The 11,975-nt window shown below is 62.6% G+C and carries 13 protein-coding genes; 8 read left to right on the forward strand and 5 right to left on the reverse strand.

Going from position 1 to position 11,975, the window contains the following annotated elements; all coding sequences use genetic code 11:
• Nucleotides 1-5 precede the first annotated feature (5 nt).
• Together mobA and BLV20_RS09025 are read left to right on the forward strand one after the other, a co-directional pair.
• A complete protein-coding gene (mobA, locus tag BLV20_RS09020; RefSeq protein ID WP_092299985.1) occupies nucleotides 6-614 on the forward strand; it encodes a molybdenum cofactor guanylyltransferase MobA in 609 nt (202 codons plus the stop codon).
• A gap of 71 nt (nucleotides 615-685) precedes the next feature.
• Entirely contained in the window at nucleotides 686-907 is a 222-nt protein-coding gene (locus BLV20_RS09025; protein WP_007923269.1) for a YgdI/YgdR family lipoprotein, read from the forward strand.
• Nucleotides 908-984: 77 nt separating this feature from the next.
• Here BLV20_RS09025 and BLV20_RS09030 read toward each other — a convergent pair whose 3' ends face one another.
• The 4 genes from BLV20_RS09030 to BLV20_RS09045 all read right to left on the reverse strand — a co-directional run bounded on the left by BLV20_RS09030 (nucleotide 985) and on the right by BLV20_RS09045 (nucleotide 3,116).
• A complete protein-coding gene (locus BLV20_RS09030) occupies nucleotides 985-1,875 on the reverse strand; it encodes a pseudouridine synthase (RefSeq protein WP_092299988.1) in 891 nt (296 codons plus the stop codon).
• Nucleotides 1,876-1,962: 87 nt separating this feature from the next.
• On the reverse strand, nucleotides 1,963-2,283 hold the full coding sequence (locus BLV20_RS09035; protein ID WP_007923266.1) for a hypothetical protein: 321 nt from the start codon (nucleotides 2,281-2,283) through the stop codon (nucleotides 1,963-1,965).
• A 55-nt stretch (nucleotides 2,284-2,338) separates the two neighbouring features.
• The gene (locus tag BLV20_RS09040) at nucleotides 2,339-2,767 is read right to left on the reverse strand and encodes a S24 family peptidase (protein ID WP_092299990.1); all 429 of its coding nucleotides are present in this window, start codon (nucleotides 2,765-2,767) and stop codon (nucleotides 2,339-2,341) included.
• 112 nt (nucleotides 2,768-2,879) lie between these two features.
• On the reverse strand, nucleotides 2,880-3,116 hold the full coding sequence (locus BLV20_RS09045) for a glutaredoxin family protein (protein WP_092299993.1): 237 nt from the start codon (nucleotides 3,114-3,116) through the stop codon (nucleotides 2,880-2,882).
• Between the two features lie 211 nt (nucleotides 3,117-3,327).
• Between BLV20_RS09045 and BLV20_RS09050 the strand changes: the two genes are divergently transcribed.
• A complete protein-coding gene (locus BLV20_RS09050; RefSeq protein WP_092299996.1) occupies nucleotides 3,328-5,286 on the forward strand; it encodes a monovalent cation:proton antiporter family protein in 1,959 nt (652 codons plus the stop codon).
• 45 nt (nucleotides 5,287-5,331) lie between these two features.
• On the opposite strand, the gene BLV20_RS09055 is transcribed toward BLV20_RS09050, so the two are convergent.
• Nucleotides 5,332-6,540 carry an ammonium transporter gene (locus tag BLV20_RS09055; protein ID WP_092299999.1) on the reverse strand — a complete coding sequence of 403 codons (1,209 nt, stop codon included), beginning with the start codon at nucleotides 6,538-6,540 and terminating at the stop codon, nucleotides 5,332-5,334.
• Between the two features lie 331 nt (nucleotides 6,541-6,871).
• Here BLV20_RS09055 and BLV20_RS09060 point away from each other — a divergent pair, with 331 nt between their 5' ends.
• The 5 genes from BLV20_RS09060 to BLV20_RS09080 all read left to right on the forward strand — a co-directional run bounded on the left by BLV20_RS09060 (nucleotide 6,872) and on the right by BLV20_RS09080 (nucleotide 11,945).
• The gene (locus BLV20_RS09060) at nucleotides 6,872-7,186 is read left to right on the forward strand and encodes an ElaB/YgaM/YqjD family protein (protein ID WP_092300002.1); all 315 of its coding nucleotides are present in this window, start codon (nucleotides 6,872-6,874) and stop codon (nucleotides 7,184-7,186) included.
• Nucleotide 7,187: 1 nt separating this feature from the next.
• Complete coding sequence (locus BLV20_RS09065) at nucleotides 7,188-7,574, forward strand: phage holin family protein (protein ID WP_092300005.1); 387 nt, start codon at nucleotides 7,188-7,190, stop codon at nucleotides 7,572-7,574.
• Nucleotides 7,571-7,912 (forward strand): hypothetical protein, encoded by a 342-nt coding sequence (locus tag BLV20_RS09070; RefSeq protein ID WP_092300008.1) that lies wholly within the window; start codon nucleotides 7,571-7,573, stop codon nucleotides 7,910-7,912. Before BLV20_RS09065 ends, BLV20_RS09070 begins: the two co-directional genes overlap by 4 nt.
• Before the next feature lie 225 nt (nucleotides 7,913-8,137).
• Entirely contained in the window at nucleotides 8,138-9,469 is a 1,332-nt protein-coding gene (locus BLV20_RS09075) for a deoxyguanosinetriphosphate triphosphohydrolase (protein WP_092300012.1), read from the forward strand.
• 751 nt (nucleotides 9,470-10,220) lie between these two features.
• Entirely contained in the window at nucleotides 10,221-11,945 is a 1,725-nt protein-coding gene (locus BLV20_RS09080; RefSeq protein WP_371914303.1) for a ShlB/FhaC/HecB family hemolysin secretion/activation protein, read from the forward strand.
• The last annotated feature ends 30 nt before the right edge of the window (nucleotides 11,946-11,975 follow it).

Below are 11,975 nucleotides of genomic sequence, written 5' to 3' on the forward strand. Positions count from 1 at the left end.
GTGCCATGACCTCGCGCACAGATTTACCACCCTGTTCCATTCTGCTCCTGGCCGGTGGGCGCGGCCAACGTATGGGTGGAAGGGACAAGGGGTTGATCGAGTGGCAGGGCCAGCCATTGATCGCCCACCTGCATCGACTGACCCGCGGCCTGAGCGATGACCTGATCATTTCCTGCAACCGCAATCGGCAGCAGTACGCACCCTTCGCCGATCAACTGGTGCAGGACGAGAACAATGACTTCCCTGGGCCCCTGGCAGGCATCCGTGCCGGATTGGCCGCCGCCCGGCATGCCCAACTGTTGGTGTTGCCCTGCGATGTGCCACGCATCGATGCACAACTGATCGAAGCCATGCGACAAAGCGCCGCCCAAAACCCGGAAAAACCCTTGATGCTGCGCCATGGCGAGCACTGGGAACCCTTGCTGTGTATCATTCCGCGCGCATTGCTCGGCACCTTCGACAGTGCCTGGCAGAACGGCGAACGCAGCCCCGGACGTATCATGCGTGGGTTGGACGCTCAGGCGCTGCAATGTCCGGCAAACGATCCCCGATTGGCTAATCTGAATACACCAGAGCTGTTAAGCCAGCAGCACGGCGTGTCAGAATGCCCTTAACTCAAGGAACTTGCAGGCGTTGTATACGTCTCAAGCACAGCAACTAAAAGTATTCATCTCGGAGACACATAATGATTCAGCGGACTCTCGCCACTCTCATGCTCGCACTGGGCCTTGCCACTCTCGCCGGTTGCGCATCGCCTACTGTGATCACCCTGAATGACGGTCGCGAAATCCAGGCCGTCGATACACCAAAATACGATGAGGACTCCGGCTTCTACGAGTTCGAACAACTGGACGGCAAACAGACTCGCATCAACAAAGATCAGGTCCGTACCGTAAAAGAGCTGTAATCCACCGTTACAGCCTTAAATGCATAAAGCCCGCTTTCGCGGGCTTTATCGTTTCTGCGGGTCATTGACCAGCGGAATTACCATTGCAAGGTGGTCCGACTCTCGAAATCGCGCTCTTCTCCTGTCAGCGGGTCAATGAAGCGCAATCCTTGAGCCAGCAATTTGAGCGGATGGGCGTAATCGTCTTCGACATCCTTGAGCACATCGGGATAGAACGGGTCGTTGCAGATCGCCGCCCCCAGCGCACTCATATGCACCCGCAACTGGTGCTTTTTACCGGTCACCGGATATAGCCCATAACGCCAGAGGTCACCGTTCTTTTCCCGGACCTCCAGCGCCGTCTCCGTATTCGGCGTGCCGGGCCCTTCCTGCATGCGGAAAAAAGGCTCACCGTCGACCAGGCGGCTTTTATGCACACGCGGGAACTCCAGACCCGGCAAGGCCGGGGCGATGGCCTCGTAGCGCTTGTCGATCCTGCGGCTCGGAAACAGCGACTGATAGGCCGAGCGGCTCTGCGGATTGGCCGAAAACAGCACCAGGCCCGCCGTATGCCGGTCGATGCGATGCAAAGGCACCAGGTGGGGATTGTCCAGGCTGCGGATCAGGCGTCGCAGCAGGGTTTGCTCGACATATTCCCCAGCCGGGGTAACCGGCAGGAAATGCGGCTTGTCCGCCACCACCAAATGTTCGTCGACATGAATGATCGACTCCTGCACCGCGATGACCTTTTCGTCGGGCACCTCCCGGAAGTAATGGATGCGCAGGCCTTCGCGGTAGGCCAGGTCGATGCTGATCGGCATGCCCTGTCCATCGAGTACCCGGCCACGAGCGATCCGACTCAACCACTGCTCGCGGCTGATGGTACTGAAGTGATCGCACAGGCAGTCCAGGACGGTTGGCCATGAACCGGGAGGCAGGTACAGGGTGCTGGCCTGATGCTGTGCGGCAGAAAACGGTACGGAGGACATACAAAAGCTCGAACGGACAATGCAGAGCGGCATTATCCAACATGGGTCCCGGGGAACCTAGGAGAGTTTCCCCTCGGGACGCAACGACTAAGCGCGGGCTACGCCAGCTTGCGCGGCGGCATCGGTGAACTCCTTCAACCAGCGCAACACATCGACCGCCTCCCAGCGGGCCGGGTCATACAGGGCATACAACAGCCCCTGGTAACCCACCACGTCCAGTTGCCGGTGATAACCGGCCCGCTGGAACAAGGCTTCTATTTCTGCAAAGCAGGTATTGAAATGCAGCTTGTTGAACGGGGTCTTGCCTTCCGTGACCAGGCCATCCAGGCGCAACTCGAGTACCGCTTCGCGCACCACATCGGCGGACATGCGGTTCACACTGCTCTTCAATTGTTCGACATTGACCATCATCAGTCCTTCTACCCTCTCATCATCCACTGAGCACACGCCCTGCACATCGACATCAGCCACGGCCAACATAACTGACGACCCACAGCACCACGCCCCATATTTGCGCCGAATCCCGATCGTCCAGCGGGATCGGGGCGATCGAAGGTCGCGCGGCCTTGAGCAGCAGCCCACCCTTGGGGTCGGGAGCCAGCAGGCGCACGCCATAGGCGTCTTCACCATCGAGATGGACCACCACGTACTGATCCACCGCCGGCGTCGCCGAACGGTCGACGATCAGCCGGTCGCCGGGGTAGATCCCAAAACCCAGCAGGCTGTCGTCATCCACCAGCACCGCGCGAATTTGCGGAGCCCCAAGACCCACCGTGCGATCCAGGGAAAAACCGCCTTCAAACGTGAGCCCGGCAGCCAACGCGCCGCGCTCCGCATGCTCGGGCGAAAGGTGTTGCAGACGCTCGGCGCGGGCCAGGATTGTGAGAGACATGACGAACCATCCCGATAACTGTATGCATATACAGTAACCGAATAATCGGGATCCCGCCAAGGGATTGCAGCGAAGGGCGACAAACGGAAAGCGCCGTGCAGCGCCAGCCGGTTCAGCGCAGGAAGGCCACCACCTGCTCGACATCGAACGGCCAGCCCAGCTCGGCCCCGTTATCCACCCGACGCAGGACCGGAATACGCAGGCTGTAGGCCTCGAACAGGGCTTCGTCTTCCGCGATATCCACCAGCTCGACCATCAGCCCGTGCTCCACCAGCGGCATCAATTCCGCCTCGGCGAGTTCGCACAGGTGGCAGCCCAGGGTGCCGAACAGCTGACATTCAGGAGGCATAACATACAGACCGAAGAGAGATAGGCGCTTATTCTAGGCCCGCTGGAAAAAGCCGTCGACCGATGAACGCAGCACCGTACGACCAGTCAGCGGCGAACATTCCAGCAAAAAACTGATGCAGGTCAGCGCCAGTCACTTTCGGTTGAGCGACCCTCGCGGCTTTTTTTGCCTCTACGCTCTGTCATACCACCCGCCCCCTCCGGAGATGTCTGTGTTCGCCAATCTGCTAATCATCCTTGCCTCATCCCTGGTGGTGATTGCCCTGTTCCGGCGCCTGAGCCTGCCCCCCGTGCTGGGTTACCTGTGCGTGGGCCTGCTGGTGGGGCCGACCGCCTTCGGCTGGGTCAACGACAACCAAAACCTGCCTCACCTTGCGGAACTGGGGGTGGTGTTCCTGCTGTTTTCCCTCGGGCTGGAGTTTTCCGTTTCGAAGATGCTCGCCCTGCGCCAAGTAGTATTCGGCCTGGGCAGCCTGCAAGTGCTGTGCAGCGGCGCCATCCTCGGCAGCCTGTTGATCCTCGCGGGCGGGCCGCCGATTCCGGCCTTGCTGCTGGGCGCGGGCCTGGCGCTGTCCTCCACCGCCATCGTCAGCAAGGAACTGACCAGCCTCGGGGAAATCTTCAGCAGCCACGGGCAGAACGCGATTGGCGTGCTGTTGTTCCAGGACGTGGTGGCAGTGCTCCTGCTGACCCTGGTGCCGGTGTTCGCCGGCGACACGGCGCAAGCCTGGTACTGGGCGCTGCCGCTGACCCTGGGCAAGACGGTCGTGCTGTTTTTCGGCCTGGCGCTGGCCAGCCGCTGGTTGCTGCCACGGCTGTTCCACGAGGTGGCCGCCTCGCGCTCCGCCGAGCTGTTCGTGTTGCTGGCCCTGGTCATCGTCCTGCTGACCGCCTGGCTGACCCACCTGCTCGGCCTGTCCCCCGCCCTGGGGGCCTTCCTGGCCGGCATGCTGCTGGGGGAAAGCCGTTACCGGCACCAGATCGAGGCCGATATCCGGCCGTTCCGCGACATTCTGCTGGGGCTGTTTTTTGTCAGCATCGGCATGCTGATCGACCTGCAATTGTTCGCCAGCCACGGCTTGCTGATCCTCGGCCTGACCCTGGCCCTGATGTTGATCAAGGGCGCGGTGGTAGCGCTGTTGCTCAAGCTGCGCGGCAGCGACGGCGAGACGGCCTGGCGCAGCGGCCTGGCCCTGGCCCAGGGGGGCGAGTTCTGTTTTGCGCTGATGGCGCAGATGCAGCAGAGCCAGTTGATGCCGGCCGAGTTGAGCGGCCTGCTGCTGGCCGCGACTTTCTGTTCGATGCTGCTGACGCCCCTGCTGCTGCGTGCGGCCCCGGGCATTGCCGCACGCCTGCACCGCAAGCCGAACCAGGAGGCCCACCTGGAAGAGATCAGCGCGCTCAACGCCGGGCTGCGGGGGCACGTGGTGATCTGTGGATATGGCCGCGTCGGCCAGTCGATTGGCCGCTTCCTGCGCCGTGAACAGCAACGCTTCATTGCCCTGGACGACGACCCGGTACGGGTCCAGGAAGCCGCGGCCGGCGAAAGCGGCGTGCATTACGGCGACTCCCGGCGCGCCGAGCTGCTTGCCGCGGTCGGCCTGGAGCGCGCGCGGTTGCTGGTGATTGCGGTGGACAAGACCGACATTGCCCTGAATGTGTTGAAAAGCGCACGCCAGATCAACGGCGACGTGCCGATCCTGGTGCGCACCCGGGACGACAGCCAGCTGGCCGAACTGAAAGCCGCCGGCGCCAGCGAAGTGGTGCCGGAGCTGTTGGAGTCGAGCCTGATGCTGGCGTCCCATGCGCTGGTGATGCTCGGGCTGCCGGAACACCAGGTCCAGGTCAAGGTCGATGAAGTGCGCCACAACCGCTATCGCCTGCTGCATGGTTTCTACCACGGCGCACAGACCGACCTGCTGGACAATCGCGGCCAGCCGCGGATGCTGATGCATGCGGTCAATCTCGGCAGCGCCGCCCACGCCTGCGACCGGCCCCTGGGCGAGCTGGCGCTGGAACAGTTGGGCGTGGATGTGCAAGGCGTGCAGCGCGATGGCCGCGATCTGGAACTGGCAGGCAGCACCCTGCTGCGAGCCGGCGACACGGTGTTGATGTCCGGCCCGCTGGCGGCCATCGAAGCGTCGGAGGCGCGCCTGCTCGGCGGTCAATGATCATCGGCGGCCCTGGCCGGAGATTCCAGCCTGGGCCGCACGGGCTCAGTCCTGGCTGACCGCGCCAATCTTGTGCAGCGACAGGTCGGCGCCGTAATACTCCTGCTCCTGGGTCAGGCGCAGGCCGCACAGCACCTTGAGCGAGCCATACACCAGGAAGCCGCCGAGCAGCGCCACCAGCACGCCCAGGCCGGTACCGATCAACTGGCTGATCAGGCTGACGCCGCCCAGGCCGCCGAGGGCGCTCTGGCCGAAGATCCCGCAGGCGATACCGCCCCACACGCCGCACAGTCCGTGCAGCGGCCAGACACCCAGCACATCGTCAATCTTCCAGCGGGCCTGGCTGGCGATAAAGCACCAGACGAACAGCGCGCCGGCGATCGCCCCGGTGACCAGCGCGCCCACCGGATGCATCAGGTCGGAGCCGGCGCAGATCGCCACCAGCCCGGCCAGCGGGCCGTTGTGCAGGAAGCCCGGGTCGTTGCGCCCCACGATCAGCGCCGCCACCGTGCCGCCCACCATGGCCATCAGCGAATTCACCGCCACCAGCCCACTGACCGCCTGCAATGTCTGCGCGCTCATCACGTTGAAGCCGAACCAGCCGACAATCAGGATCCACGACCCCAAGGCCAGGAACGGGATGCTCGAAGGCGCGAACGCCACCAGCTTGCCGTCGCGGTAACGGCCGTTGCGCGGCCCGAGCAACAGCACCGCGGCCAATGCCAGCCAGCCGCCCATGGCATGCACCACCACCGAGCCGGCGAAATCATGGAAGCTGGCGCCGAAGTTCGCCTGCAGCCAGGCTTGCAGGCCGTAGTTGCCATTCCACACCAGGCCTTCGAAGAAGGGATAGATGAAGGCCACGATCAGCGCCGTGGCGCAGAGCTGCGGAACGAACCGCGCACGCTCGGCGATGCCGCCGGAAATGATCGCCGGAATGGCAGCAGCGAAGGTCAGCAGGAAGAAAAACTTCACCAGCCCGTAGCCGTGGTCGGCACTGATCACCGCCGCCGGTTGCAGGAAACTGACGCCGTAGGAGATCCAATAGCCTATAAAGAAATAGGCCAGGGTCGAGATCGCGAAGTCGCTGAGGATCTTCGACAAGGCGTTGACCTGGCTTTTCTGGCGGACCGTGCCGACTTCCAGGAAGGCGAAGCCGGCATGCATGGCCAGAACCATGACTGCACCGATAAGGATGAACAGGGTGTTGGAACCATGGACCAGTGTGTCCACAGCGCTTTGCAGATTTTCCATGGAATGGGCAGACCTGGTAGCAGGAATTATCCACGAGCCGCTCGAGCGTTTTTTTGCACCAACTTGGCACCCAGGGTCTTGTCGACCCACGGATTACGACCCATTTTGGCGCGAGGCTTTTTCGAGGGGATGTATCGCTCGGGGGTGTTTCCATAAGTGTTGATTTTTTAGGGTAGGTTTTTACCTGCCATGCAGCGCATCCTGCGCGCTTTCGGCGCAACCACCCGTGTTTACGCACCAGTACAAAGCAAAAGCTGTACCAGACAATTGCACTGAACCTTCGCGCAAGGCTCATACTCGAACCATTCAGAACGCCACTACGGAGATAATCATGGCCAGCAAAACCACCGATACAGCCCAAGAAACACTGATGGCGGACTTTCAGGCACTGGTCAGTGACACGGAACGTCTGCTGGAACACACCGCCAGCCTGGCCGGCGACCAGGCGGACCAATTGCGCAACCAGATTCACGACAGCCTGCTGCGCGCCCGCGAAACCCTGCAACTGACCGAGCAATCGTTGCGCGAACGCGGCCAGGCAGCGGTCACCGCCACCGAAGACTATGTGCAGAACAACCCCTGGCAAGCGGTGGGCATCGCCGCAGGCGTGGGTTTCCTGATCGGCCTGCTGGCCACCCGGCGCTGATATGGCCATGGATGAATCCACCTCCACCACGAGTCAAGGCGCCTCACCGCGGCGCCTGGGCGCGGCGTTCCTGGGTTTGTTGCACAGCCACGTCGAGCTGTTCGGCATCGAGTTGCAGGAACAGAAGGCCAGGACCGTCAGCCTGCTGCTGTTTGCCGGGCTGACCCTGGTATTCGCCCTGCTGCTGTTGGTAGGCCTGTCGACGATGGTTCTGATCCTGTTCTGGGACACCTATCGCCTGGCCGCCATCATCGGGCTTTGCATCTTCTATGCGCTGGCCGCGCTGTTTTGCGCCTTGCGCCTGAAAGCCGCGGTTTTCGATGAGTCCTCGCCTTTCCACGCCACCCTTGAAGAGCTGTCCAACGACAGGGAGCGCCTGCTGCCATGAACCTGCCGGAAATCCCGCCCAACAGTTCCCGGCGCGAGATGCGCAAGGCGCTGATCCGCCTGCGCATGGAAATGCACCGTCAGGAAATCCGCCACGAATCCCAGCACCTGCTGCGCCCCTTGCAGCGGGTCCGTGGCATTGGCCAGAGCTGGCAACAGGGCTTCGGCATCAAGCACGCGCCGTTGTGGGGCGTGGCCGCCGTGACCCTGCTGGGCTTTCTCACCGGCAAAGGCGCCAAGAGCGGCAGCGTCAAGAGCTTCGCCCGGCTGGTGCGGCTCAGCGCCGGCCTGTTGCCGCTGATCAAACTGATCATGCAAGGCCCTTCGAACAAGCAATGAGCGGCCGCTATCTGGCTGCATTGCTGTAATCACGCCTGAAATAGCCGCGCACCCGACCTCCCTGGCCTGAGGTCGGGTTGTGCCTGCCGTTCAGCGCCGCGCCAGGATCGACAAGGTCCATTTAGCGGCCGGTGCGGCCCGCGCAGCCATTCGACTCGTTGTGCTTGCAGGCGCTGGCGCGAACCGGGAAGCTAGCTCATCAGTCATTCGACGGAGAGACCCGCCTTGGATTGGCATACCCTGCTTACCCGCGAACGCCTTGGAAAACCGCTGTACAGCCCCGAAGAACTGGGCCGCAGCCCCTTCCACAAAGACCACGACCGCATCATCTTCTCCGGCGCCTTCCGCCGCCTGGGCCGCAAGACCCAAGTGCACCCGGTTTCCAGCAACGACCACATCCACACGCGCCTGACCCACTCCCTGGAAGTCAGCTGTGTCGGTCGCTCCCTGGGCATGCGGGTCGGCGAGACCATTCGCGACGCCCTGCCCGAGTGGTGCGAACCCAGCGACCTGGGGATGGTGGTGCAATCGGCCTGCCTGGCCCACGACATCGGCAACCCGCCATTCGGCCATTCCGGCGAAGACGCCATCCGCCACTGGTTCCAGCAGGCCGCCGGGCGTGGCTGGCTGGACGCCATGCACGAAAACGAGCGCAATGATTTCCTCAATTTCGAAGGCAATGCCCAGGGTTTCCGGGTACTGACCCAACTGGAATATCACCAGTTCGACGGCGGCACGCGGCTGACCTACGCCACCCTCGGCACCTACCTGAAATACCCCTGGACGGCGCGCCATGCCGACTCCCTGGGTTACAAGAAACACAAGTTCGGCTGTTACCAGAGTGAACTGCCGTTGCTCGAACAGATCGCCAACAAGCTCGGCCTGCCGCAGCTCGAGGAGCAACGCTGGGCCCGTCATCCGCTGGTGTACCTGATGGAAGCCGCCGACGACATTTGCTACGCCCTGATCGACCTCGAGGACGGGCTGGAGATGGAGCTGCTCGACTATGCCGAAGTCGAGTCGCTGCTGCTCGGGCTGGTGGGCGACGACCTGCCGGAAACCTATCGCCAGCTCGGCCCGCGGGACTCGCGCCGGCGCAAGCTGGCGATCCTGCGCGGCAAGGCCATCGAACACCTGACCAACGCCGCCGCCCGGGCCTTTGTCGAACAGCAGGACGCCCTGCTCAGCGGCACCCTGCAAGGCGACCTGGTGGAACACATGCATGGCCCGGCCAAGCGTTGCGTGCTCAATGCCAAGGACATCGCGCGCAAGAAAATCTTCCAGGACAAGCGCAAGACCCTGCACGAGATCGGCGCCTACACCACCCTGGAAATCCTCCTCAACTCGTTCTGTGGCGCCGCGCTGGAGCAGCACGGCGGGCGCACGCCGTCGTTCAAGAACCGGCGGATCCTCGACTTGCTGGGCAACAACGCGCCGGACCCGAACGGCTCGCTGCATGCCTCCTTCCTGCGGATGATCGACTTCATCGCCGGCATGACCGACAGCTACGCCAGCGAGATGGCCCGGGAAATGACCGGGCGTTCCAGCCCGCAATGACCCGCCGCCAAACGGCCACCTGCGCATTGTCGAGGTGGCCGTTCGAGCGATTTATCCCGAGGCGGCAACTAAGGGATTCCCCTAGTCTGCTCGCCGGATATCCAGCCGGCACAACGCTTACTTCAACTTTGATCAGTCGCCTGCCACACACTGCTCGACAGTGCTTGCCAACTTAATTTCGTTCGCCGGGCAGCCTCCAGTTCACGCATTTTCAAGCAGCCTTCAGCGCCTGGAGCACAGACTCTATAAATATCGACATTGACCGATATAGATAGCCGAACAACCAACCAAACTAGTCGTGAATTAAACAGATCGTTAACGACAGAAGTAAAACATCCTACCTTTACCTTTCGACACATCTGCCCACCTCTCGCGCCAAACCCTTGTTCCACAAGGGCCATGGCACCTTCACCGCGATTACAAATTCCGTACAAATCAACTTTAACGTTTCCGCTAGTCTCGAACCGCAGCTGATTAATTTCACCCCTCGACCGATCGTTCCCCTTTCATGGCACCCCGCCGAATGATCGGCGGCAGAACAAATAGCAAACAGGCCAAGTACCTGTGCTCAAACTTCAGCCCCAGCCGTTAGTTCAGAAGATATTTCTAAAATAATTTCACTTCGCGCCGTAACAAAGAGCATCCCCAGGACTCAAGCGTAAAAATGGAAGTGAGTACACGGCCTGCAAGTCGTGTCGATCAGTTGTTGCACTGCACTTCCTCGTCCGTTTTCCATTATTAAGGATGTCGAGTGCCGCATACGTCCTCAAGTCGCCCAGGCTGTCACGCCAATCACCGCCGCTGGCTGCTGCTTTCGCTGCTGGCCGCCGCCCTGCCGGTGGCTGCCGCCGATATGCCACAGCCAGGCCAGGAAGCCCTGCGCCTGCAGCAACAGCAACAGCGTGACCTGCAACAACTGCAACTGGAACAGCGCCAGCGCCAGTTGCAGCGCGGCAGCTTCGGCGCGCCGCCGGTCACGCCCGCCGAGGCTGCCCACAGTGGCAAGGACGAACAGTGCTGGGCCCTGAGCGGCACGCGCATCGCCGGCGTCACGCTGTTCAAGAAAGACCGCCTGAACCGCCAGCTCGAACCCTATATCGCGCCCTGCATGGGGGTGAACGCGATCAACCGCCTGCTGGCGCAGATCACCCGGACCTATGTCGACGCCGGCTACATCGCCAGCCGCCCTTACCTGAGCAGCGCGCCGGCCGACGGTCATTCGCTGGATATCGTGGTCGACGAAGGTTATGTCGAAGCCGTGGAGCTGGCCGACCAGAGCCTGCCGGTGTCCCTGGCCGGGGCCTTTCCCGGCATGCTCGGCGAGCCGCTAAACCTGCGCGACCTGGAACAGGGCCTGGACCAGCTCAACCGCCTGCGCTCCCTCGACCTGACCGCCGACATCGCCCCCGGCAGCCAGCCCGGCGCCTCGCGTATCATCCTGCGCTCACGCAGCAGCGCCGCCTCACGCTGGGCCCTGGGGCTGGGTGTGGATAACCTCGGCAGCGCCAGTACCGGGCGCGATCGCAACTCCGTCAACCTGAGCCTCGACAGCCCGCTGCAACTCAACGACGCGCTCAACCTGAATTTCAGCGACACCCTCAACCACGGCCCGCGCTACAGCCGCAGCGCCAGCGTTTTCTACTCGATTCCCTACGGCTACTGGACCTACAGCCTGTTCGCCAGCCATGCCGAATACCGCGCGCCGTTCAAGCTCAGCAGCGTGACTTTCTACAACAGCGGCCGCACCGACCTGCTCAGCCTGCGTGCCGACCGCGTGCTGTGGCGCGACCAGGGGCATCAGCTGAGCGCCAACCTGCAACTGGCCCACAAGGATGTCGACAGCTACCTGGAAAAGGTCCGCCTGGGCATCCAGAGCCCGACCCTGACCGTGGCCGAAGCCGGGCTCAACCTGTTCTGGCTCGACAGCGCGGTGTGGAACCTCGACCTCAACTACGCCCAGGGCCTGACCTGGTTCGGCGCCGACCGCGACTCGCAGCAGGTGCAGAAGAACCTGCCGCAAGCGCAGTTCCAAAAGTACCGCGCCAGCCTCAGCCAATGGCGCAATGGCCGCCTCGGCAGCCAGCCCTGGCAATGGCAGAGCCAGCTGTCGCTGCAATACAGCCCCGACCCGTTGCCCGCTATCGAGCAACTGCTGGGCACCGATGACTCCGCCGTGCGCGGCTATCGCGAGAACAGCGCCTCGGGCGCCATCGGCGGGATCTGGCGCAACACCCTGCGCCTGCCGTTGCAGAACGATCTACCGCTCAAGCTGACCCCGCGCCTGGCCTTCGACCACGGCCGGATCAAGGCGCAACAAGGCGCCAGCAGCGAGCGCCTGAGCAGCGCCAGCATCGGCCTGAACCTGAGCTGGAAGAACGTGCAAGTCGATGTCGATTACCAGCACAGCCTGGAAACACCCGAACGTTTTCACCATGAATCGCCCGCCTGGCTGACACGCCTGAGTGTGCAGATCTGAGGTCCCCCGAACCGTGCATCAGCCTGAAAA

The organism is Pseudomonas sp. NFIX28 (assembly GCF_900107395.1).
GTDB lineage: Bacteria > Pseudomonadota > Gammaproteobacteria > Pseudomonadales > Pseudomonadaceae > Aquipseudomonas.

What these genes read in the sequence shown, in the direction of transcription:
- BLV20_RS09025 (WP_007923269.1), top strand. Translation starts at nt 686, where the DNA reads ATGATTCAGCGGACTCTCGCCACTCTCATGCTCGCACTGGGCCTTGCC.
- mobA (WP_092299985.1), top strand. Translation starts at nt 6, where the DNA reads ATGACCTCGCGCACAGATTTACCACCCTGTTCCATTCTGCTCCTGGCC.
- BLV20_RS09035 (WP_007923266.1), bottom strand. Translation starts at nt 2,283, where the DNA reads ATGGTCAATGTCGAACAATTGAAGAGCAGTGTGAACCGCATGTCCGCC.
- BLV20_RS09040 (WP_092299990.1), bottom strand. Translation starts at nt 2,767, where the DNA reads ATGTCTCTCACAATCCTGGCCCGCGCCGAGCGTCTGCAACACCTTTCG.
- BLV20_RS09065 (WP_092300005.1), top strand. Translation starts at nt 7,188, where the DNA reads ATGGCCATGGATGAATCCACCTCCACCACGAGTCAAGGCGCCTCACCG.
- BLV20_RS09060 (WP_092300002.1), top strand. Translation starts at nt 6,872, where the DNA reads ATGGCCAGCAAAACCACCGATACAGCCCAAGAAACACTGATGGCGGAC.
- BLV20_RS09030 (WP_092299988.1), bottom strand. Translation starts at nt 1,875, where the DNA reads ATGTCCTCCGTACCGTTTTCTGCCGCACAGCATCAGGCCAGCACCCTG.
- BLV20_RS09055 (WP_092299999.1), bottom strand. Translation starts at nt 6,540, where the DNA reads ATGGAAAATCTGCAAAGCGCTGTGGACACACTGGTCCATGGTTCCAAC.
- BLV20_RS09045 (WP_092299993.1), bottom strand. Translation starts at nt 3,116, where the DNA reads ATGCCTCCTGAATGTCAGCTGTTCGGCACCCTGGGCTGCCACCTGTGC.
- BLV20_RS09070 (WP_092300008.1), top strand. Translation starts at nt 7,571, where the DNA reads ATGAACCTGCCGGAAATCCCGCCCAACAGTTCCCGGCGCGAGATGCGC.